The sequence below is a fragment of the Oceanicoccus sp. KOV_DT_Chl genome, from assembly GCF_900120175.1.
Taxonomy (GTDB): Bacteria; Pseudomonadota; Gammaproteobacteria; order Pseudomonadales; family Dasaniaceae; genus Oceanicoccus.
This window is the reverse complement of record NZ_FQLF01000002.1, coordinates 1,191,484-1,210,896: the sequence shown is the minus strand read 5'-3', so window position 1 is coordinate 1,210,896 and position 19,413 is coordinate 1,191,484. Positions and strand designations below refer to the sequence as shown.

Below are 19,413 nucleotides of genomic sequence, written 5' to 3'. Positions count from 1 at the left end.
AAGGGAAATACAACTATGAAGAAGTTCAGTCCACTTACATTGTTTTTTACATCTGCTGTGCTGGCTTTATCAGCCTTGTCGACGGTTCAGGCTGAAATATCGCCGGAAACGCTGAAATCAATATCGATACCCGACAGCGTTAAGACACCTATCGGCAAACTGGAATTCTTCGATGGTGTGCCGAGCGATGCCACGATCGACACGCTTTATGACAACCTCGACCGGATGCGAGCTGTAGAAGTTTACCTGAACAACCAGGGTGCCGGATCGTTGAATGCAATGCGGGCTGGCAATGCGAGTATTGGCGCGAATCGTTCAAACGTGGTGCCTATCTCCGAACAGCTACTCAAGCCTGAATCCCTGTACCTGACTGGCAACACGTCTACTCTGTATGCCGTCAATTATCTCGACCTGAAGACCGACGGGCCACTGGTCGTCGAACTACCTCCGGGCATGCTTGGGTTCCTCGACGATGCTTGGTTCAGGTTCGTCAGCAATCTCGGTGCGATCGGCCCTGACCGCGGCAAAGGTGGCAAGTATCTGATATTGCCCCCGGACTACGCTGGGCCGGAACCGGCAGGCTACTTCATCGTGAAACCACGCACCTACAATAACCTGATGTTCTTGCGTGGCTCGATCAAGGACGGGCTAGCGCCTGCCGTGCAGAACATCAAATCAAAGCTCAAGATTTACTCGCTTACAAAAGCGGATAATCCCCCCGCGACTGAGTTCGTAAACTTTTCCGGCATGAGCTACAGCACGATCGTGAGTAATGACATTAGCTTTTACGAGGATCTCAACAAGCTCGTACAAGTGGAGCCGATCGATGCCATCGGAGCAGAGATGCGCGGTCAGCTGGCGGCTATAGGCATTGTCAAAGGCAAGCCGTTTAAGCCCGACGCACGCATGACCAAGCTGCTGAACGAAGCCGCGATGATTGGCAGTGCCACCGCGCGCGCTATCACTTACCAGCCGCGCATAGACGGCGTGTTTATTTATCCCGATACCGACAGTTCCTGGACGATGGCGTATGCAAACAAGAACACGTCGTTCGAGGAGGAAGGCGCAATGGGCCTGGATGCGCGGGTATTGTTCTATTTCAATGCGACTGGCGTAACGCCGGCCATGGCGACAACGCATGTCGGAGCCGGTTCCGACTATGCCTTGGCATACCTGGATGCGAACAAGAAAGCATTCGACGGCTCAAAGACCTACAAACTTCACCTGCCGCCGAATGTTCCTGTCAATGACTTCTGGGCAGTGACGCTGTATGACACGCAGACGCGTTCGCTGCTGCAGACCAGCCAGATGTTTCCGACGGTCGGTAGCCAAAGCGATGGCTTCCAGAAAAATGCCGACGGCTCCTACGATGTCTATTTTGGGCCGAAAGCACCAAAAGGAAAAGAGGCGAACTGGCTGCAGACCGTACCGGGCAAGAGTTGGTTCACCATCTTGCGCATGTATGGCCCTCTGGAGCCCTGGATCAACAAAACCTGGCGCCCTGGTGAAATCGAGAGGACTGAGTGAGCTGGATCAGCTAACAAACACATGCAGTCAGACAACAAACCGCTATGCGGTTTGTTGTCCTCTGATGTGAAGCGTTATTCAGTAGATCAAGAATTCTAACTATTTTTTTGTGTCTTTAAGTTAGAATCCACCGCCGTATTGTTGACAAGAAAGCTAAATTTCAACTCTTTACTATTCTCTTATATAACTCTATTAGAAGGAAATTCCATGATAAATAATATTACGCCATTTATAAGCGTATCGACCAATCTTCTGTTTGTTTTTGGCTTTATTATTAATAGTGCAGCTGCAACTAGTTTGTCTGAATATAATTTTTTCGACGTTACATCTGTTAACAGAAGTGTTGATGAATTTCCTGTTGAATCAATGATGGGAGTAAGTGCTGATCTGGATATGGATGGGATTAGGTTCAGAGCTGGAACAACTATAAATGATCAATGGATTGTCGATGCACAATATTTAAAAATGTAAGGCGATACAGATTACTCATATACTACAGGCGCTCAATTTTACCCTCCTTCGAATGTGCCCGCAGGAGGATCTTTGAATTATACGGTTTTTGACTATGATATTGAGTTCACTCAAATTCAAATTTCAATTGGCTATATATTCAGTATTAATGATTCCTATAAAATGGCATTTGCTGTTGGGTATGTCGATTTAGATTTGGAGCAAGACACTCAACTTAGTAGTTATTGGGCTGACAATATAGGAAATGTTTTACCTGAAGATAATAACAATTTTAACTTTGGTAAAGATAATTATGGGGCTAATGAGGTCATGTTGAGCTTTATATCAAGCTTTAAGTTAACGAATAAAATAAATCTAGATGTGCGCTTAGACTATGTAGATATTAATGAATCATCAACAAGCCTTACAGGCGAATTAAATTATAAATTCTCACCATTGTTTTCAGTATTTGCGGATTTATTTTCTACTGGGGATGAAGATCAATATGGGTTGGGTGTTAGATATTATTTTTAGAATACAACTTGTATTTAAAAGTATTTACGAGTGTTACGTTTAACAAGTGGTGCAGTTAGTTGTTGAGTGTGCAGCCGGCTGCGGCTGCTCTTAACGTTAAATTTTAATCAAACTGGAGAATTTCTACATGAAAAAAAATATTATAGCAATAATTCTTATAAGCGCATTCGTAACTCCAGCTATCGCGGATAAGCCGGAATGGGCAGGGAAAGGTAAACCTACCGCAGAGCAGAAAGATGCTCACAGGTCAGCAATGGAAATTAAAGAAGAACTTGAAGGTGGCGATCTAAAGGAAGAGAAGAAAGAGAAGTCTAGCGAATTAAGCGGAGTGGAGAAACAAACAATTAAGAAATCGGAGCAGGAACAAAAAGAACTCGATAAAGGCTCCGATAAAGGCAAAGAGTCCAGAGAAGCCAATAGCAAGAAGTGGTGGAAATTTTGGGGTGAGTAAATTTACCAAGATATTTGGGGTCGGAGTAAAAGTTCTTACAAGGCTAAAGCTTATTTTTACTCTGACCCCAAATATACGACTCACCGAAAGACTATGAACAGCGCACGGCGTAGATAAAGTGGCGTCTGTTTTAAGCAATTGTGGATAACGCTGAGAACATGGAAAAACTTATTCATATTATTTACGTTAGTGCTAGTAAAGAGATTTTTGGTGAGTATGAATTGATCAGGCTATTGGAATCAATTCGAACGAGAAATAAAAAGCATAACATCACCGGAATGCTTCTTTACAACGATGGAAATATAATGCAGCTCATAGAGGGTGCTGAGGCAGATGTGTCGCAGTTGTTTGAAAATATTAAGTCTGATGAGCGCCATACTGGCATTATAGAAATGGTTCGTGATGAAATATCTGAGCGAACGTTTACCGAATGGTCCATGTCTTACAAAAATATAACCGATATTTATGTTGAAGGTTTTTCAGATTTCCTCTCTTTTGGCTCTTTTCCTAATGAGCGTAGCTCTGTGATTAGTCGCGCAAAGAAGTTGCTTCTCAGTTTTAGAGGATGATGTGTAAGATAGCACTGTGTTTTATACCTAAGGTGAGGCTGGTGGAGTTAGGTTTGACAATGCATATGGCTTTAGGTGCTTGGATTGCCAAATGACTAATGGTGTTTGGGTTCACGGATAGTTATCTATTGGTATCAATAGACGTATTTAGGCTGATAATGCAATGGAGCCTGTGGGTATCACATTAGGGGAATGTAACATTTGAGGCAGTTAGTAAATGTTTTCAAATGCCATTGCGGGTATTTTTAAGTGACCCACAATTGGATCATCCGGATTTATAAAGCGGGTCGTTAACGAGTAGCAGGCTGGGTAAATTTTTTGAGGCATTACACTGCCGCTTTGTTAGATAGTTTCATTCACTTACCGATAAATGGATTCACATGGCTATTAATACGCTGACTACCTGGCACCAACTTGTTGAGTCTCGAAACCCCGAGGGGCTTGACGGGCTGCTAGCCGACAACGTTGTTTTTCATTCGCCTGTTGTGCACACGCCACAGGTCGGAAAAGCGATCACCACACTCTACCTTAGCGCAGCATTTCATGTTTTTTTTAACGAGACGTTCAGCTACGTTAGAGAAATTAGTGGCCCAAGTGATGCCGTGCTTGAATTTCAGGTTGAGATTGATGGCATCATGGTTAATGGTGTCGATATGCTCAAGTGGGACGATGCGGGTAGGGTGGTCGAGTTCAAGGTGCTTATTCGTCCGCTTAAAGCAATTAACCTTATCCATCAGAAGATGGCTGCCATGTTGCAAGCGCAGCAGTAATGGCCCGGAGGTATAGCGCTGTGAGTAGAGGCTGATCTGCTGTTTGGGGGGAACAGGTCTCAATAAAAGATCAGCGGTGCAGTTGTGGTGCGTCATTGCGAGAGTTTAATACTGCCGTTAGTGGGCAGTTGTCGTTATTTATAAGAGGTTTAACACATGGTTGAGGGAAGTTGCTTGTGTGGCAATATTCGCTACGCAGTCGAAATAATGCCGGATAAGATATTTAACTGTCATTGCAAGTTTTGCCGTAAGGCTCACGGTGCCGATTATGCAACAGTGGCTATGGCGAAGGGGTCTACGTTACAGTTGATTGATGAAAAAGGTTTGTTAAAAGAACACCAAAACGACTTGGGCGGCTTTCGGGCTTTTTGCTCTGAATGTGGTTCAAGGCTGATGAATTATGCGTCAGACAAAAATATGTATTTTAGTGTCACGCTGGCAACGGTAGATACGCCATTAAACCTTAGCCCCGTGGCGCATGCTAATACGGAGTCAAAAGCCAGTTGGTGCGAGCCTTATGCTGGAATTCCCCAGTTTAGTGGGTTTCCTGATGGGTTGCTTTAGCAGATATATGCGCTAATGTTGCCCGCAACCATCAATGGGTACACGCATTCGCATAAAAAGGCTGCTAAATGATTTTAGAAGTGGCAATACTGGATATTAAGCCTGGATGTAAAAGTGATTTTGAAGTCGCTTTTAACGAGGCGCAAAAAATAATAACGGCTATGCCTGGTTATTGTTCTCATCAGTTACAGCGATGTATTGAAACGCCAAACAGGTATATCCTACTGGTTAACTGGCAAACGCTGGCAGATCATACCGAGGGCTTCAGGGGGTCGGAACACTATCAGCAGTGGCGTTCCTTGCTGCATCATTTTTACCAGCCCTTTCCTGAAGTTGAGCATTACGAGTCGGTGTTTAGTCATCCCTCATAAAGTCAAAAATAGCAATGCTGAGCGACGCAGCAAGAATGATTTATTTAAAATAAGGATAATGATGTATGCCTAGAATTCCATTATTGATAATCGCGCTGTTTTTTTTGGGGGGAGGCGTTGGGCATTTTATTTTTGTGGATTTCTTTGTGCAATCAATGCCGGACTACCTGGGTTATCACAAAGAGCTGGTGTTAATTAGCGGCGTTTTTGAAATATTGGGGGGCGTGGGTATTTTAATACCGAAGACGCGTGTTGTTGCTGCTTATGGTTTACTGGCGCTAATTGTTGCTGTCTACCCCGCCAATATTAATATGGCGCTACACCCGGAACGATATCAGGATATTTCGGTGTTGTTTTTATATATTCGATTGCCCCTGCAATTTTTAATGCTGTGGTTTGTGTGGTGGGCTATTGCACCGGAACGGTTGCAAAATCATCATGCTTAATCTGTTGATGGTAAATAATTATTTTAGGTTAATGTTTGGTGTGACTAAGAAGCATGCTTTAACTGCGGTGAGTGTTATATTGTTGTCGGGTTGCGGCAGTTTGACTGTGCTCACCAATTCAGACCAGGATGTTGCTGAAAATTTAAAAAAGCAGAAAACGTATTGTACCTCCCTGTTGAGAGTGTCTGGAGGTGTTTCATATAATTTATGTAAGCTACATTCATACCCGGAAAGAAACTACATAGATTGGTACTTGGCTTTTTATTTTTTTGATACAGCGCTCTCAGCGGTTACCGATACGGTGGTATTGCCGTACTCAATCTATCTTCAGGTTGAGGAGGGTAATATGCCGATTGGTGCGCAGGTTCGAAGATAATGCTGTTGTTTTTATCTAGATTCACTGGCTACTTAACTATTTTCTAACACTAAAAAGTAGGATATTTTATGTCTATTCCCCTGTTATGTATTGCTTTGTTAGCGCTATTAAATATTGGGCTAGCATTTACCGTATCGAGTTACCGATCAAAAGACAATGTGATATTCGGCTATAGCGAAGACCCGGAAAATACCTTGTATAAGGCCGTTAGAGCGCATGGTAATACCGCTGAGTATGTGCCCATCCTGGCGTTACTGATTTATATTTTAGGCCAGTTCCCGGAAACGACCTGGGTTCTTTGGTGCATGATATTGGTGACATTTTTTCGCTATCTTGCGGCTATGGGAATTCTTTTTGCTAAAACTTTGGCCAAGCCCAACCCGATGCGATTTGTTGGCGCCTTAGGTACATACATTACCGGTTTTGCTTTATGTGCTGCGCTATTGCTTCGGGCGCTAAATGTATAGATGAGGGTACTCGCTCAGCAGTCGTTATGTGTGCTGACGAGTAGGTTTGAATAATGGCGACAGCATTCTTATGGCTATAGATGTCACTCAATTAACGGTATTGGCTGCGACCAGCGAAGCCTATCAGTTGCTTTACCACGATGACGATTTGGTGGTTGTGAATAAGCCGAACAGATTATTATCTGTGCCGGGCCGCCACCCTGATAATCACGATTGTCTGGTGAGTCGAGTGCAGCAATCTTTTGCTACGGCGATGATTGTACATCGACTGGATTATGATACTTCCGGCTTAGTGATATTGCCGTTGAACAAATCGGCTTTATCCCATATTAGTAAACAGTTTCAGGCGCGAACGGTACACAAGCATTACACGGCAGTGGTGAGCGGTATCATTACTGACAATGAAGGTGAAATAGATTTACCGATTGCCAAAGATGAAGCTAATCCACGCTGTTATAAAATTTGTCAGGCTACGGGTAAAGCGTCTATCACGCATTACCAGGTTTTATCCCGTGATACTCAACGGCAGCAAACCCGGGTGTTACTAAAACCGGTCACTGGCCGTTCTCATCAATTGCGTTTGCATATGCAGGCATTGGGGCATGTAATATTGGGCGATGAATTTTATGCGCCCGCGGCACTGATAGCTGCAGCGCCTCGCTTGCTATTGCATTCCAATCACATTGAGTTTGTGCACCCGGTCAGTCAGCAGCCGCTCAGCTTTGACAGTGAGGCTGATTTCTAGCGCATTGCCTGTGTTGGCCAACACCGTTATTCTACGGACCAGTAACTTTTTGGTTGCGTCTCTTCTATGTTTTTTAATGATTATCAGGGTTATTGGCAGGAAGTCATTATGGGTATTGTGCAAGAAATATACATTGCCGCTATCGGCGGTGGCCCGATGCAAGCACGGCCTGCCGTTTCTGTAGAGGCGGGAAGAGGGATTCCGGGCGATCGTTACTATGCGGAAACCGGGACTTTTTCAAAACAACTGGCAGGCTTACCCGATAAAGAGATTACGCTTATTGAGGCTGAACAAATTGATGCATTTAATCAAGCCTATGACCACGCTTATAACTCTGGAGATTTTCGTCGTAATCTAGTTACTCAGGGTGTAGATCTTAACGGGTTAGTGGGCAAACATTTTTCTATCAATGGGGTGAATTTCAGGGGCGTTCGGTTGTGTGAGCCCTGTGCGCATTTGGCGACGGTGCTCAGTGCGGATGTGGTTGCCGGCATGGTGCATAAAGCGGGTTTGCGCGCTGAAATTGTCAGTAACGGTGAATTGCGTAGAGGCGATGAAATTGTCTATGCTTAGCGCAGCGCCAGCGATAGGGGGCTATTCCATATGTAGCCAGGTATCGTGTGTGTAGCTGCATGGCTGATAACATGGTGGTGATTGCTGTGCCATCCGATTAACGAAAGTACAAGAGTAGTAAGCGTATGATGTTGGCAAGAGTATATATAGCGGTTGGATTATTGTTGGGCGTAGCCGCTTGTGCCACCGAGCCTGCGAATTTAACGGCTTGCACTGAGCCTCGGCCACAGGTGTGTCCTATGCACTATGTGCCTGTGTGTGCGACCTTGAATGATCAGCAACAAAAAACCTATAGCAATGATTGCTCTGCTTGTAGTGATGTCACAGTCGTTGCTTATCAGGCTAATGCCTGCGCACCTCAAGCCAGCGATGATGGTGCAGCCAAGACCCGTTTTTAGTTCGAACATTAGCCCGGATGCCTTACACTAGCACTTTAGTTAAGCTCTTTTTAATGACGTGGTTAAACAGAGTGATTCTGACTAACTAGAACTTTGGATTTGTTGCAGGATTTCATGATAGATAAAGTTCCTTTAGATACACAGTTGGCTGCTGAGTCGCGTCCCCGTTGTCCCGTGGGTGAAAGTCACTGTGTGGTAATTGATCAGGTCACAGCACTGCATAGCGAAATTGCGCATTTGGCTGAGCAAGTGCGGACTGATACTTTGACCGGGTTATATAACTTCCGTCATTTCCGCTTTACTCTCGAGCAAGAGATGGAGCGTACTCGTCGTACCCAGCAAACTACCGCGCTGATTATGGTCGACCTCGATTACTTTAAAAAGGTTAACGATAACTGGGGTCATGAAGGTGGCAATCAGGCATTAATTGCTACGGCTGATGTGTTGCGTAGCTGTACACGCCGCCTTGATATCGCCTGTCGTTATGGTGGTGAAGAATTCAGTATTATTCTGCCCGCGACGGATTTAATTACTGCGATGCAGGTAGCTGAGCGGATTCGCGAGCAGGTTGCAGCAACACCGGTGTTAATCGATGGAAAAACATTACAGCTAACCGCCAGTTTGGGTGTGGATATTTATACCTTTATGCATGATGAGGCGCCAGAGCAGTTTGTGGATCGGGCCGATAGCTGTCTTTACCAGGCCAAGCAGCAGGGGCGCAATCGGGTGTGCCATGGTGGTTTGGATATGGGCAGTGCAGAGTCGGCTGTGAGCCGGGAAGAGCGGGAGTTGTTGTCCGGCTTTTTTGGCGATCAGGTCGATGATTAAGGATTAGATCGGCAGCTATTATCAGTACGCACGCATTATTCTATATAGCGTATTATTAATTCAAAAGTGGTTTTTTATCGCTTCTGCGCATTAGCCGAGTGTGGTTAATGCCGTTATGATGAAATTATAACAACTAAACTAAAAAGGAGGTCTCGATGAAAACCTCAATTGAAATCAAAGATCACATGTTGACCAATCCGGTTTCTATTTCAGCACACGCGCCATTGGCGGAAGCTGTGCAGCTGATTTTAAGACATAAAATATCAGGGCTTTGTGTCGTTGATGCCGATAAAAAGCTGTTGGGTGTGCTGTCGGAGCTGGACTGTCTGAAGGGCTTTATGACGGCGACCTATAACAGCAGCAGTGTCGGGCCGGTCTCAGACTATATGACCCGTGATGTGGATGTGGTACACGCCAGCGATAATATGATTAATGTTGCTAATGATATGTTGGCTAAAGGACAACGCCGTAGACCAGTGGTAGAAAATGGCAGGCTGGTTGGGCAAATTACCTGTCGGCAAATGCTCAGTGTGGTAGAGGAGTTTTCACGCAGTGCGACTTATGCCTAGGTTGATTAAGTACACTTGAATACTGGGAGCTTTGCTCCCGTTTTTTATGGCGATAATAAAAGTAATTGAAAATGGAGCGACAGCGTTATGGCGCAAACGATTAACCCGGTCATGGAACCTCGCATTAGTATTATCACGTTAGGCGTAGCCGATTTAGAGCGCTCCTATCAGTTTTATCATCACGGCTTAGGGTTTCCAACATCACGCAAGGCCGATCAGGAGATCGTGTTTTTTCAAACCGCTGGCACCTGTCTGGCGTTATATCCACTGGTTAATCTGGCTACAGAATTGGGTTCAGAGCGACCGTTAACGCGAGGCAGTTTTTCCGGTATCACCCTGGCTCATAACACTAAGACCAAAGCGCAGGTTGATGAAATTTTGCAGTTGGCAGAGCAGCATGGTGGCCGTATCGAAAAACCGGCGCAGGATGTTTTTTGGGGCGGGTATAGTGGCTATTTTTCCGATCCTGATGGGTATTTTTGGGAGGTGGCTTATGCGGATTTTTGGCAGTTTAATGCCGATGGCAGTTTGGTGATTGAATAAACTAAAATTCGTACTCTAAAGCGGCCCGTAAAGTGTAGTCAGCGGTCTCCTGACTTAATCCAAAAATGGTGCCTACTTCCCAGCGCAAGGCTTTACCGCTTCCGAGTTTTTCCATACCCAATAGAACCGGTCCTATAGCCTGGGTATCCTCAGCAATATAGAGTTCCAGAGCCGGTTCAAAACGGGGGGATTGACGATAACGCAGTTGTAGTGCCAGCGAGGTTTCCCACTCATCCTCAATATCGTTGCCCCACTCATAGATAAGCCCTATATTGGCAGTAGCGCTAAATTTTCCAAGCTCCTTTTCAAGTAAAAACTGTGTTGCCAACTCCCAAATATTTAAAGCGTCTTTTTTCTCTAACTCAATGAGTAGGCCATAATCCGCAAAGTATTCCCCCTGTTCTGACAGCTGCAGCAATAGCTCCAATTCATAGGCCGATAAGGCTAAACTTTCGTCGCTACTGCCTTCGCCAATGAAATAAGCTTCTACAAATAATCGATCTGCAAGAGCTTTGCCTATACCAAGTTTTTGCTGCTGGAGGCGAGTTTCATTGGATTCAGGGTTTCGGTTTTCCTGAGTGCCGCGCCATTCGACCTCCCATTCCAATAATTCTACATAGGGGTGGTAAATTTTATCGATGCCTGAACCATCAGCAATAACTAACACGGGGGTAAACATTAACAGACAAAAAATAAATCGTTGGGCAAAATATAATCTATAAAACATTCGTTGTACTCTTGGGTGTGGCGGCATAAAACCAGGCACTAATAATGCTGATGAAGCTTAGACAATAAATAATTACCTGAATCAACGAGGGTGTAGATTCATAACCAAATACGGCATACAGTAATTCCCCCGTCACTGACTGCTCATCTAAAAGATTTGAGCTGTCCCATAATGCCTTGCTGGCGGGTATCCAGTCGGCTTGTTCAAGTAGTATGGTAGCCTGCATTACCATGCCTGCGCCGATAAAAGTCAAAAGCAATAGGCATAGCTGGTTACAGCGAATGGTTGTTTGAATCCGCAATATTGAAAATAAGAGTATACCCAGGCTAATACCGATACTGGCTCCAATGGCGCTGCCGGTAAAGACTGCCGTGCGCAATGCTTCGGCACTGGAAAAGCCAGTAATATAAATATAAATTTCTGAGCCTTCCCGGATAAGTGCGCAGGCAACAGCAAGGGACATGAGTTTTTTTATCCAATGCCGCGATGCAATATTTTTCACGGGGTTGGCAGCTACAATGATAAGAATTAATAGAAAGACAATTAGTTGCAGGCTGGCGTTAGTAACTTCCTGACCAGCTCCATCTAAAGCATCAGTGATAGTATCCAGTGAGGTGGCATAGAGTAAGCTACCGCAGAGTGCAAAAGGGGTAGCGTACCAAAGCCAGCGAAAGTTAAATCGAGAGTTAGCGGATAAGGCTAGTAAAACGCTTATTAAAATAGCCGCTTCCAACACTTCGCGTAAAACCAGAATGACTGAGCTAATTAACATCGGAAAGACTCATTTCACAGTAACCTTGCCTTGTGCGGTTTTTGGATTAAATTCACCAAAAAAAGGGTATGTTCCAGGTTCCAGGGGGCCTATAAAAATATTGGCTTTGCGCCCTCCCATAATGACTTTTTCCCGGTTTAATTCGTAGCTTTCAAATTCTTCGGGGGTTTGATCGCGGTTATTAATTACCAGTCTAACTTTGGTCTGTGCTGGAATCGTGATTTCGGCGGGAATAAATAAATGGTCGCGAATATCAATCTCGAATACCGGTTTATCGGCCAGGCTGACAAGGCTATATACAATAAGAGGTATGAGTATTAGTCGGTGCATGAAGTCAATGTTCCCCACTCAGTGGAAAATAAATCTGGACACTCAGCCCATAATTTTTATGACCTGCAGTTAGTTGTATATCCGCACTGTGCAGTTTTACAATTTGTTGCACGATCGCAAGCCCTAGTCCAGAACCGGTAACATCTTTGCTGTCGTGGTCGGTGATCCGATAGAAACGCTGGAATACTTGGGTGAGTTTATCAGCCGGAATACCTTTGCCAGAGTCGATGATTTTTAGTACGGCTTTATCATTATCGATGCCGGTATAAATTTCGATATCACCTTCATTAGGGGTGTATTTACTGGCATTATCCAATAGATTCTGGGCCAATATCTCGAGCATGCTTTCGTCGCCCATTATGCTAACAGGCTCGCCAAGAAGCGAAATATTTTGATTTTTTTCAGCAAACATTGGCCAGGCGTTGGCTGTTATCCGTTTCAGTAGTGCATGTAAATCCAGTGTTTGGAAGTCAGCTTCTAATATTTCCGGGTTGCTGCGGTTTAGGTCGAGAATCTGTTCCACCAAATGTTGCATCCTTTCTATACCTGCGTTGGCATGCGTCAGGCTGGTATTATCGGTGGATAGTTCAGTAGCAAGATTATGCATATGGACTTTTAGGATGCTGATTGGAGTGCGCAGTTCATGGGCGGCATGAGCCGCAAAGTGTTTTTCTCGTTCGAATGAAGCACTGAGACGAGCCAGTAAAGAATTTGTTGAGTCAATTAACTGGACTAACTCTTTTGGTGGGTTGTAATAATCTATTGGGTGAAGGTCTTCGCTACGTTTGAGATTAATTTGTTCACTGAGATTGCGGAGTGGCCTTAAACCTACACCAATTAAAAACCAGACTAGCAGCGCTGAAATAGGCAGCCAGAGAATTAACGGAAAAATAGATTCCAATACCACTTTCTCAGCAAATAGATGACGTAAATCAGCACGCTCTGCTACGATGACATGATAATTTTCTTCATTGCTTAGGTTTAAGGTTCGCCAACGATAACCAGAAAAGTTACTGTAACTAAAACCATTTTCAGCAGTGTTAATCATGGTTTCAGGTGCTAATGGGGAGCGCAATAGTAATTTATCGTTATGCCATAGTTGAAAAGAAAAAGGACTATTGGCAGTTACGTCCATGATACTGGGGGTGGTATTTTCTGACAGTAATAATAGGATGTTGCTGGTGTTTTTGAGCTGTAAATCCATTAGGTTTTCAGCCTCTTCCATGCTGGCTCGATAACCATTCAGTGCTGCCAAAAAAGAAATCAAGGTAAAGGCAGCGACTAACATAATTGACAGATATATGCGGATGGTATTCATGCGCGAGGAGTGGTGCCGGGTTTTGTAACGGTATAGCCAATGCCGCGAACCGTTTTTATTAAATGATCTGGCAGTTTTTTTCTAAGGTGATGTATATGGACTTCGATAGCATTGCTGGCAACTTCTTCGCCCCAGCTGTATAAGCGGGTTTCTAATGCATCCCGGGTTAATACTTTGCCAGCATTTTCCATCAACGATTTTAGTAACATAAATTCCCGGCGAGAAAAATCTATTAGTTCGTCATTAACGGTGACAGAGTGAGAAGCGGTATCCAGCTTAACATTACCAATAATAATGGTGCTTGATGTGGCAGTGGCTAAGCGACGTTCAAACACCCGTAGCCGGGCTGCCAGCTCTTTGATCTCAAAAGGTTTGGCCAGATAATCATCGGCGCCTTTATCCAAACCGTTAATCTTGTCATTTAGATCAGATCTCGCAGTAAGCACCATTACCGGGATGTTTGCTGTTTGTTGTTTTATTTTCGTTAGTACTTCAAGTCCATCCATGTCAGGTAATCCGAGATCCAGTACTAAGATGTCAGGGGCCTCGGCACGAATAGCAGCCAGTGCCTCGCTGCCGCTAGTGACGAGGTTAATCACAAAGCCTTCATGGCTCAGCGCATCTTTCAGGCCGACGCCAAGGGAGGGATCATCTTCTACCAGTAAAATTCGCATAGTGTCGATATTAGCGGTGATTATCCTGTGTCGCTAGTGCTTGTCGTCGAATAATAGGCAGCTGTTTTGACAATGCTTTATCAACCAGTGAGGGTAATACACTATTGAGTTTAATGAAAAATCGCTCTGGCCAACCAATGTAGCGATTTTTTTGCGTGCCGGAGAGTAGCGTCATCAGTTCTGCTGCCACACGCTCTGGTGTATCCATGACATTGCCCAGCTCATTATTCATCGCTATGACTGCTTCAGAATTCATTTCAGTAGCAGTAGCGCGGGGGCTAAATAAAGTACAGTCATTTTGTATCTGCGAGTTCACGACGCAGTGACTCAGTAAACCCGCGTAATGCAAATTTGCTGGCACTGTAACCACAGTAACCGGCAAAACCGATACTGCCGAAGCCAGAACCGATATTAACAATGGTGGCAGCGTTGGTAGTTAATGTAGGTAGCAGTGACTGGATGAGTAACATGGGCGCTAGCACATTAATCTCGAGCATTTGTCGAAGCTGCTGCGCACTTTGTTCAGGTAATAAACCGAAATAGTTCACCCCTGCATTATTAATTAAATAATCAATACCGTCAGTGCAGGCCTGATGAATTTGATCAATTCCTTGATCTGTGCCGAGGTCAGCAGCAATGGCCGTATGATGTTTTCCCGATAAATTTTCCATCAGTACGTTTAAATTTGATTGATTTCGTCCAACCAGAATAAGCCTTGCGCCAGCTTTATCCAGTGCCGTAGCAATGGCGGCACCGATACCGCCGCTGGCACCGGTTAATAGACAGGTTTTTCCATTTAGATTCATAATTAATCCTAGGCCGCAAGCGGTGAAGCTTGTTCCGGGGCTATACTGCGGTAGACATCAGCATAAAGATGATAGAAGTTTTTAGCACAATGAATAATCAGTTTTTGATCTTCTTTGTCCTCAATTTTATTCATCAGGTTTTTAAAAAAAGCGACATGCTCAATATCTAAAGCGCCGTGTGAGCGTAAATAACTGAAGGCTTTTTCCGGCAGTCCAGTAGCTTGGATAATACCTTTGGCGGCATTATCGGCAACAGTAATACTGGTGCCCTCCAGTACATGAACCATGCCGAAAAAGCCTATCGGATTAACGCGTTCAATAATGTGATAGGCATAAGCAACCATCAGTTCGGTAGCACGATTAGGTGTACTTTGACGGGCTTTCTCGGCATCAAAACCGCAGGCAGTGATATCGTTTAGTACCCATTCCTGATGGCCTAACTCTTCTTCAATATATTCAGCGAGAGCGTTGCGTAGCCATTCTTTATTGCCTGGAATGCGTGAGCCAGCAGCCATTAATAAAGGGGTAGTATGTTTAACGTGGTGATAGGCTTGATTTAAAAAGGCGACGTAGTGCTCGCGGCTCATATTGCCGTTTACTGCTTCATGTACCAGCGGCGAGCTGAGCAAGTATTCGCGCTCATTTTGAGTTGCGGCGATTAAGGTCTGGTAAAAACTCATAGGCAATTTACTCCAATTTTTAACGGGTTTTGAATAGATGAATATAATTCCTCAATATCTTCAGCAAAGGCTTCTATGATTTTTTGCCGGCGCGGGCGGCCATTCTCTGTCAACAAGCCATTGGCGTAAGTAAGAGGCGAAGATAAGCGCAGCCAGTGGCCGATTTTGGCGTAGTCTGGCAGCTGCCGATTAACCTTGTTGATGAGTAGTTGGATTTGCTGGTCTTTAATAGTAGGGTTGCGCGGAAATAGTAATGCGCTGCAGCAGGGTTTGGCATCACCAATAATGATAGCTTGAGCTAAATTATTATCTGCGAGTAATTCACTTTCCACCCATTCAGGACTAATGTTGCGACCATAACTACTAATAATTTCATTTTTTAGACGACCAGAAATATAGATGTAGCCGTCTTTATCAATGTGACCAATATCGCCGGTAGCGACTGATGTCATATTCCAGCTGTTTGGTTGGTTAAGATAGCCAAGAAATGAGTTGCCACTAATAATAATTTCATCAGCTTCTACATGCGCACGAAGATGTGCTAATAATTTACCACTGCTGCCAAATTTATTAGTGTTTGGTGTGTTAAGTGACACTACCGAGGCGCACTCGGATAAGCCGTAACCCTCGTAAATAGGTAGCCCCTGATTTCTAACCCGTTCAATAAGACGGGCTGAAATTTTAGCTCCGCCCACAGCTACATAGCGCAAACTGTCCGGTGCCAACCAGCCATTAGCCAGTGCTTCATCAAGCAGGATTAACATTTGCGGAATTAAAATGAGCGTATTGGGTTGGTACTTATTAATAGCAGCAAGAAATACTGTGGGATCAATTCCTGAACTACCCTGCAGGCCGAGTTCGGTGCCCGGCATTACTACGATGCAACCATCGGCAAGCAACGGCATATAAACCCCGCCAATATTTTCAAGCAAGGTCGCTAAAGGCAATACACAAAGGTGACGAGGTTTATCAACGGCGATGCTATTCGCTAGGGATTGGGCGACATTCAGGCACTGGCTTGATGATAAGCAAACTCCTTTAGGGTCGCCTGTGGAGCCTGAAGTAAAGGTGATTTTCTCGGTACCTTCAGGTCGCTGTGCAGAGTGTGTGGGCAGCAGTTGAACACTGGAAATACCTGCGATGATTTGGTCGGAGAAGATAAGGTCAGGGATTTTCTGGCTCAGCTGTGTTTGCATGGTGTTACTGCATAGCAGTAAATCGACAGCTGCACTGGTAATAATCTTTTGTAATTGTGCTGAGCTAAAAAAAATCGGTAATGGAATCAGGGGTATTTGCGCTAACTGGCAAGCAAGGTCAATAACTATCCACAGCGGAGTATTTTCAGCATACAGGCCGATAACTCTGGCATCGACGGCTAATAACTGCAGATAAGTATCCTGGATCTGTGACCATAAAGTGGCGGCGTTAATGTCGCCATCCGGGCCGATAAGCACTACGTCCAGCGGGCGTTGGGTAGCCCGTTGTTGTAATGTTGTTAACAGTTCATTCATACAAATTGTTCCGCGAGAAATTGCGCCAGGGCAAAAATGGATGATTGATAATGTTGCAGTTGTTTACGCATTGCGGGTTGTGCATTAGCTTGGGCCATTGTGAGTTTGACTTCGGCTAACATCACCTGTGGATCGCCATCATAGTAGCTGCCCCAGCGTTCTGCCTGGGTACCCAGACATTCAGCTCTGGCAGCGGAGATAACGATTGGGGTGAAGCCACAGCGGTTAATTGAGGCGCGTACTTTTTGGTTGGCTGTAAATAATAAGTATTGGTAGCCAGCTTGTTCCATGGCGGCGACGGCCAATAGATATAACACGGCACTGTGGCCTGGCGTTGATCCGACCAGATTGCCAAGTTCGATAATATGTTGGCGTTGGACGGTTTGGTCGTGGCATTGTTCAATGATTTGTTCAGCGGAGCAATGCAGATAGCGCTCACTTAATAAGGTTTCATGTGCCGCGCTACGTAGACCGAGGGCGGCAGTGATCTGGCCATCAGTTTGTAGTGATAATAATAAAGGCAAGTAGTCGAATATTCTGGCCCCGTAACTGGTATGAAAAATCTGGGCGATGTACTGCTCGAGTTTTTCCCGGCTTAGGTCATTAAAATTACAGTACTGCAGTAATGGCCATTCACCGGCTTGATTGGCAAAGCAGCGTTGAGGTGCTGTACGAGTGCTGAGTTTGGGATACATAGTTCACTCCTTGGTTAGCGATTAAGGAGCAGTCTAGAGGGCAAAACTTAAGGGAAGCTTATGCGGCTAGAGCTTGTGCTTTTTTGTGACAAAGTTGGCAGTAATCGAGCAGATAACCCGTCCAATTAAACATATGGCTAGTTCCCGGGTGCGGGCTACCTGACCTAATTCCTCAGCGCTTACCACCACTGCACCTGGCCGTAACATTAATTCGCCGAGGTGATGGACAATATTGGCTTGTTCGGTAGTTGGACGAATAAACGCCGAGCGGTCACTAAAGGTAAGCAAGCCAGACCTAGTGGCCAACGCTGCTAACGCTTTTTCGGTGCAGCGTTGTTGTTGCGTCCAGTTAGCGCTGCCGTCGGTGCCCATACCCGTATTTTAATGGAATGACATGGGTTTAAAGGCGACTTTTTCATTATGTTCTCAATTTTCAACTCAATTAAATGGGGCTGTAGGGCGGCGAGCTGCGATTGCGCAGAGCAAGTAAACTAAATCTAATGATTAATTTACTGCTCTGCCAATACTGCGCTCTCTGTTATGTCTGTCACCGGCTGCTGGCGGATATGGGTCAGCAGCTTAATCAATACCAGACAAAAGAGCGGCAAAAAAATCAGCGCTAACCATAGCAAGCTCTGTTGCACGCCTTGATAATCCACCAGTAAACCGAGGATGGGGCCGCTAATAATAAATAAACCCCTGACACCTAAACTCACTAATGAATTAACCGTGGCACGAAACTCGGCATCCAGCCTTTTATTTAGCGCGTCATAAAACACGACCAAGCTCAAACCGCGGCTCAGTGGCACGGTTAAGCCCAGTGCCAAACCCAGCCAGCCGCCAATGCTCCCCATAGCGATTAAACCTATAATCGGTAGCAGTGCAATTATGATGAACACATTGCGTGCGCCTAACCATTGCTCTATATCGCAGGCATAGCGCGCTGACAACGCGCGAACCAAACAGTGGGTTGCCCACAGGTAACCAAACCAATGCAGCGGTATACCTTGCAGCTCCCAATATTTTTGGTACAACCAAAACGTCAACAACGCAGATAGGCTAAAAATAATAATAGCGATAGCTGTCCACCATACGAGTGGATCCTGCATTAGTGCTTTTTTTACCTTGCCAAAATTTTCACTATGGTTGTGTTGGGTAATAATTTTTGGCACTTCCACCAGGTTGAGTGCAAACCACAATGCCAGCACGCTAATGAAAGCCTGTGCCCACAGTACCCAGTCCAGTGACCATAGCGTTAATAGCCCGGCAAGCAACGCGGCAAAGCCACCGGCAAACCCTTCTATCGAAACCAATCGGGTAATATGCTGGCTATTATCACCGTGGTATTGGATTTTTTTACTCCGGTTGAGCCAGCTTTGGCTATCGTAAAGTAACGCTAAATCCGCGCCGGAATTAAGGCTGATACCGAGTGCCATTATAATTTCATAGATAACAAAATCGGCAAAACTGTCAGCGTGAATTAACCAGCCAAAAGCGAGTAGGCATAATAGCGCACCCACTTGAATAGTATTTTTACGGCCCCAGCAATCAGCCAGATAGCCGCTGGGTACTTCGCAAATAGCGATGATCAAGGCAAACCAGGCTTGGGTTTGTAATACTTCGGCCATGCTTAAGCCGTGACGCTGCATTAGCGGCACAAATACGGCAGTGATAATCATGGCATTTTGAAAAAACGCCATGAGATAAATATTTATTAGA

29 protein-coding genes are annotated in these 19,413 nt (G+C 45.0%); 17 read left to right on the top strand and 12 right to left on the bottom strand.

What is annotated here, in order from left to right:
* The first annotated feature begins 15 nt into the window (after positions 1–15).
* The 17 genes from UNITIG_RS09445 to UNITIG_RS09365 all read left to right on the top strand — a co-directional run bounded on the left by UNITIG_RS09445 (position 16) and on the right by UNITIG_RS09365 (position 10,181).
* On the top strand, positions 16–1,527 hold the full coding sequence (locus tag UNITIG_RS09445) for a DUF1254 domain-containing protein (RefSeq protein WP_101758155.1): 1,512 nt from the start codon (positions 16–18) through the stop codon (positions 1,525–1,527).
* Positions 1,528–1,734: 207 nt separating this feature from the next.
* Positions 1,735–1,998 carry a hypothetical protein gene (locus UNITIG_RS09440; protein ID WP_101758154.1) on the top strand — a complete coding sequence of 88 codons (264 nt, stop codon included), beginning with the start codon at positions 1,735–1,737 and terminating at the stop codon, positions 1,996–1,998.
* Between the two features lie 72 nt (positions 1,999–2,070).
* Positions 2,071–2,511 (top strand): hypothetical protein, encoded by a 441-nt coding sequence (locus UNITIG_RS09435; protein WP_101758153.1) that lies wholly within the window; start codon positions 2,071–2,073, stop codon positions 2,509–2,511.
* A gap of 127 nt (positions 2,512–2,638) precedes the next feature.
* Positions 2,639–2,962, top strand: coding sequence for a hypothetical protein (locus UNITIG_RS09430; protein ID WP_101758152.1), 324 nt, complete (start codon positions 2,639–2,641; stop codon positions 2,960–2,962).
* Between the two features lie 158 nt (positions 2,963–3,120).
* Positions 3,121–3,531 (top strand): BLUF domain-containing protein, encoded by a 411-nt coding sequence (locus UNITIG_RS09425; RefSeq protein WP_101758151.1) that lies wholly within the window; start codon positions 3,121–3,123, stop codon positions 3,529–3,531.
* 380 nt (positions 3,532–3,911) lie between these two features.
* Complete coding sequence (locus tag UNITIG_RS09420; protein ID WP_101758150.1) at positions 3,912–4,301, top strand: nuclear transport factor 2 family protein; 390 nt, start codon at positions 3,912–3,914, stop codon at positions 4,299–4,301.
* A gap of 156 nt (positions 4,302–4,457) precedes the next feature.
* Complete coding sequence (locus tag UNITIG_RS09415; protein WP_200821248.1) at positions 4,458–4,865, top strand: GFA family protein; 408 nt, start codon at positions 4,458–4,460, stop codon at positions 4,863–4,865.
* 68 nt (positions 4,866–4,933) lie between these two features.
* Positions 4,934–5,236, top strand: coding sequence for an antibiotic biosynthesis monooxygenase (locus UNITIG_RS09410; RefSeq protein WP_101758149.1), 303 nt, complete (start codon positions 4,934–4,936; stop codon positions 5,234–5,236).
* A 65-nt stretch (positions 5,237–5,301) separates the two neighbouring features.
* Positions 5,302–5,682, top strand: a complete 381-nt coding sequence (locus UNITIG_RS09405) for a DoxX family protein (RefSeq protein WP_101758148.1) — start codon at positions 5,302–5,304, stop codon at positions 5,680–5,682.
* Positions 5,683–5,722: 40 nt separating this feature from the next.
* On the top strand, positions 5,723–6,058 hold the full coding sequence (locus UNITIG_RS09400) for a YceK/YidQ family lipoprotein (RefSeq protein WP_159931131.1): 336 nt from the start codon (positions 5,723–5,725) through the stop codon (positions 6,056–6,058).
* A gap of 68 nt (positions 6,059–6,126) precedes the next feature.
* Positions 6,127–6,525: an MAPEG family protein gene (locus UNITIG_RS09395; protein WP_101758146.1), complete on the top strand. Its 399-nt coding sequence runs from the start codon at positions 6,127–6,129 to the stop codon at positions 6,523–6,525.
* Between the two features lie 46 nt (positions 6,526–6,571).
* Positions 6,572–7,270 carry an RluA family pseudouridine synthase gene (locus UNITIG_RS09390; RefSeq protein ID WP_235015333.1) on the top strand — a complete coding sequence of 233 codons (699 nt, stop codon included), beginning with the start codon at positions 6,572–6,574 and terminating at the stop codon, positions 7,268–7,270.
* A gap of 66 nt (positions 7,271–7,336) precedes the next feature.
* A complete protein-coding gene (locus tag UNITIG_RS09385; protein WP_101758145.1) occupies positions 7,337–7,843 on the top strand; it encodes an MOSC domain-containing protein in 507 nt (168 codons plus the stop codon).
* A gap of 125 nt (positions 7,844–7,968) precedes the next feature.
* On the top strand, positions 7,969–8,241 hold the full coding sequence (locus UNITIG_RS09380) for a hypothetical protein (protein ID WP_101758144.1): 273 nt from the start codon (positions 7,969–7,971) through the stop codon (positions 8,239–8,241).
* A gap of 114 nt (positions 8,242–8,355) precedes the next feature.
* On the top strand, positions 8,356–9,069 hold the full coding sequence (locus UNITIG_RS09375; RefSeq protein WP_101758143.1) for a GGDEF domain-containing protein: 714 nt from the start codon (positions 8,356–8,358) through the stop codon (positions 9,067–9,069).
* 155 nt (positions 9,070–9,224) lie between these two features.
* Positions 9,225–9,638, top strand: coding sequence for a CBS domain-containing protein (locus tag UNITIG_RS09370; RefSeq protein WP_101758142.1), 414 nt, complete (start codon positions 9,225–9,227; stop codon positions 9,636–9,638).
* Positions 9,639–9,725: 87 nt separating this feature from the next.
* Positions 9,726–10,181, top strand: coding sequence for a VOC family protein (locus UNITIG_RS09365; protein ID WP_235015332.1), 456 nt, complete (start codon positions 9,726–9,728; stop codon positions 10,179–10,181).
* 1 nt (position 10,182) lies between these two features.
* On the opposite strand, the gene UNITIG_RS09360 is transcribed toward UNITIG_RS09365, so the two are convergent.
* The 12 genes from UNITIG_RS09360 to UNITIG_RS09310 form a co-directional block, all read right to left on the bottom strand.
* Positions 10,183–10,908, bottom strand: a complete 726-nt coding sequence (locus UNITIG_RS09360) for a hypothetical protein (RefSeq protein WP_200821247.1) — start codon at positions 10,906–10,908, stop codon at positions 10,183–10,185.
* Positions 10,898–11,680, bottom strand: a complete 783-nt coding sequence (locus UNITIG_RS09355) for an FTR1 family protein (protein WP_101758141.1) — start codon at positions 11,678–11,680, stop codon at positions 10,898–10,900. The genes UNITIG_RS09360 and UNITIG_RS09355 overlap by 11 nt, the downstream gene beginning before the upstream one ends.
* A 9-nt stretch (positions 11,681–11,689) precedes the next feature.
* Positions 11,690–12,010 (bottom strand): cupredoxin domain-containing protein, encoded by a 321-nt coding sequence (locus UNITIG_RS09350; RefSeq protein WP_101758140.1) that lies wholly within the window; start codon positions 12,008–12,010, stop codon positions 11,690–11,692.
* 4 nt (positions 12,011–12,014) lie between these two features.
* Positions 12,015–13,328 (bottom strand): cell wall metabolism sensor histidine kinase WalK, encoded by a 1,314-nt coding sequence (locus tag UNITIG_RS09345; protein ID WP_101758139.1) that lies wholly within the window; start codon positions 13,326–13,328, stop codon positions 12,015–12,017.
* Positions 13,325–14,002: a response regulator transcription factor gene (locus UNITIG_RS09340; RefSeq protein ID WP_101758138.1), complete on the bottom strand. Its 678-nt coding sequence runs from the start codon at positions 14,000–14,002 to the stop codon at positions 13,325–13,327. The genes UNITIG_RS09345 and UNITIG_RS09340 overlap by 4 nt, the downstream gene beginning before the upstream one ends.
* A 10-nt stretch (positions 14,003–14,012) precedes the next feature.
* Entirely contained in the window at positions 14,013–14,258 is a 246-nt protein-coding gene (locus UNITIG_RS23530) for a hypothetical protein (RefSeq protein ID WP_200821246.1), read from the bottom strand.
* Between the two features lie 37 nt (positions 14,259–14,295).
* Positions 14,296–14,808, bottom strand: coding sequence for an SDR family NAD(P)-dependent oxidoreductase (locus UNITIG_RS23525; protein ID WP_200821245.1), 513 nt, complete (start codon positions 14,806–14,808; stop codon positions 14,296–14,298).
* 8 nt (positions 14,809–14,816) lie between these two features.
* On the bottom strand, positions 14,817–15,488 hold the full coding sequence (locus tag UNITIG_RS09330) for a TenA family transcriptional regulator (RefSeq protein WP_101758137.1): 672 nt from the start codon (positions 15,486–15,488) through the stop codon (positions 14,817–14,819).
* On the bottom strand, positions 15,485–16,999 hold the full coding sequence (locus UNITIG_RS09325) for an AMP-binding protein (RefSeq protein ID WP_101758136.1): 1,515 nt from the start codon (positions 16,997–16,999) through the stop codon (positions 15,485–15,487). Before UNITIG_RS09325 ends, UNITIG_RS09330 begins: the two co-directional genes overlap by 4 nt.
* Positions 16,996–17,694, bottom strand: coding sequence for a thermostable hemolysin (locus UNITIG_RS09320; protein ID WP_101758135.1), 699 nt, complete (start codon positions 17,692–17,694; stop codon positions 16,996–16,998). The genes UNITIG_RS09325 and UNITIG_RS09320 overlap by 4 nt, the downstream gene beginning before the upstream one ends.
* 66 nt (positions 17,695–17,760) lie before the next feature.
* Complete coding sequence (locus tag UNITIG_RS09315; protein WP_101758134.1) at positions 17,761–18,066, bottom strand: hypothetical protein; 306 nt, start codon at positions 18,064–18,066, stop codon at positions 17,761–17,763.
* A 137-nt stretch (positions 18,067–18,203) separates the two neighbouring features.
* Positions 18,204–19,394, bottom strand: a complete 1,191-nt coding sequence (locus UNITIG_RS09310) for an MFS transporter (RefSeq protein ID WP_235015331.1) — start codon at positions 19,392–19,394, stop codon at positions 18,204–18,206.
* Between the last annotated feature and the right edge of the window lie 19 nt (positions 19,395–19,413).

What these genes read in the sequence shown, in the direction of transcription:
- UNITIG_RS09445 (WP_101758155.1), top strand. Translation starts at nt 16, where the DNA reads ATGAAGAAGTTCAGTCCACTTACATTGTTTTTTACATCTGCTGTGCTG.
- UNITIG_RS09440 (WP_101758154.1), top strand. Translation starts at nt 1,735, where the DNA reads ATGATAAATAATATTACGCCATTTATAAGCGTATCGACCAATCTTCTG.
- UNITIG_RS09430 (WP_101758152.1), top strand. Translation starts at nt 2,639, where the DNA reads ATGAAAAAAAATATTATAGCAATAATTCTTATAAGCGCATTCGTAACT.
- UNITIG_RS09425 (WP_101758151.1), top strand. Translation starts at nt 3,121, where the DNA reads ATGGAAAAACTTATTCATATTATTTACGTTAGTGCTAGTAAAGAGATT.
- UNITIG_RS09420 (WP_101758150.1), top strand. Translation starts at nt 3,912, where the DNA reads ATGGCTATTAATACGCTGACTACCTGGCACCAACTTGTTGAGTCTCGA.
- UNITIG_RS09415 (WP_200821248.1), top strand. Translation starts at nt 4,458, where the DNA reads ATGGTTGAGGGAAGTTGCTTGTGTGGCAATATTCGCTACGCAGTCGAA.
- UNITIG_RS09410 (WP_101758149.1), top strand. Translation starts at nt 4,934, where the DNA reads ATGATTTTAGAAGTGGCAATACTGGATATTAAGCCTGGATGTAAAAGT.
- UNITIG_RS09405 (WP_101758148.1), top strand. Translation starts at nt 5,302, where the DNA reads ATGCCTAGAATTCCATTATTGATAATCGCGCTGTTTTTTTTGGGGGGA.
- UNITIG_RS09395 (WP_101758146.1), top strand. Translation starts at nt 6,127, where the DNA reads ATGTCTATTCCCCTGTTATGTATTGCTTTGTTAGCGCTATTAAATATT.
- UNITIG_RS09385 (WP_101758145.1), top strand. Translation starts at nt 7,337, where the DNA reads ATGTTTTTTAATGATTATCAGGGTTATTGGCAGGAAGTCATTATGGGT.
- UNITIG_RS09380 (WP_101758144.1), top strand. Translation starts at nt 7,969, where the DNA reads ATGATGTTGGCAAGAGTATATATAGCGGTTGGATTATTGTTGGGCGTA.
- UNITIG_RS09375 (WP_101758143.1), top strand. Translation starts at nt 8,356, where the DNA reads ATGATAGATAAAGTTCCTTTAGATACACAGTTGGCTGCTGAGTCGCGT.
- UNITIG_RS09370 (WP_101758142.1), top strand. Translation starts at nt 9,225, where the DNA reads ATGAAAACCTCAATTGAAATCAAAGATCACATGTTGACCAATCCGGTT.
- UNITIG_RS09365 (WP_235015332.1), top strand. Translation starts at nt 9,726, where the DNA reads ATGGCGCAAACGATTAACCCGGTCATGGAACCTCGCATTAGTATTATC.
- UNITIG_RS09360 (WP_200821247.1), bottom strand. Translation starts at nt 10,908, where the DNA reads ATGTTTTATAGATTATATTTTGCCCAACGATTTATTTTTTGTCTGTTA.
- UNITIG_RS09355 (WP_101758141.1), bottom strand. Translation starts at nt 11,680, where the DNA reads ATGTTAATTAGCTCAGTCATTCTGGTTTTACGCGAAGTGTTGGAAGCG.
- UNITIG_RS09350 (WP_101758140.1), bottom strand. Translation starts at nt 12,010, where the DNA reads ATGCACCGACTAATACTCATACCTCTTATTGTATATAGCCTTGTCAGC.
- UNITIG_RS09345 (WP_101758139.1), bottom strand. Translation starts at nt 13,328, where the DNA reads ATGAATACCATCCGCATATATCTGTCAATTATGTTAGTCGCTGCCTTT.
- UNITIG_RS09340 (WP_101758138.1), bottom strand. Translation starts at nt 14,002, where the DNA reads ATGCGAATTTTACTGGTAGAAGATGATCCCTCCCTTGGCGTCGGCCTG.
- UNITIG_RS23530 (WP_200821246.1), bottom strand. Translation starts at nt 14,258, where the DNA reads ATGAATTCTGAAGCAGTCATAGCGATGAATAATGAGCTGGGCAATGTC.
- UNITIG_RS23525 (WP_200821245.1), bottom strand. Translation starts at nt 14,808, where the DNA reads ATGAATCTAAATGGAAAAACCTGTCTATTAACCGGTGCCAGCGGCGGT.
- UNITIG_RS09330 (WP_101758137.1), bottom strand. Translation starts at nt 15,488, where the DNA reads ATGAGTTTTTACCAGACCTTAATCGCCGCAACTCAAAATGAGCGCGAA.
- UNITIG_RS09325 (WP_101758136.1), bottom strand. Translation starts at nt 16,999, where the DNA reads ATGAATGAACTGTTAACAACATTACAACAACGGGCTACCCAACGCCCG.
- UNITIG_RS09320 (WP_101758135.1), bottom strand. Translation starts at nt 17,694, where the DNA reads ATGTATCCCAAACTCAGCACTCGTACAGCACCTCAACGCTGCTTTGCC.
- UNITIG_RS09315 (WP_101758134.1), bottom strand. Translation starts at nt 18,066, where the DNA reads ATGGGCACCGACGGCAGCGCTAACTGGACGCAACAACAACGCTGCACC.
- UNITIG_RS09310 (WP_235015331.1), bottom strand. Translation starts at nt 19,394, where the DNA reads ATGGCGTTTTTTCAAAATGCCATGATTATCACTGCCGTATTTGTGCCG.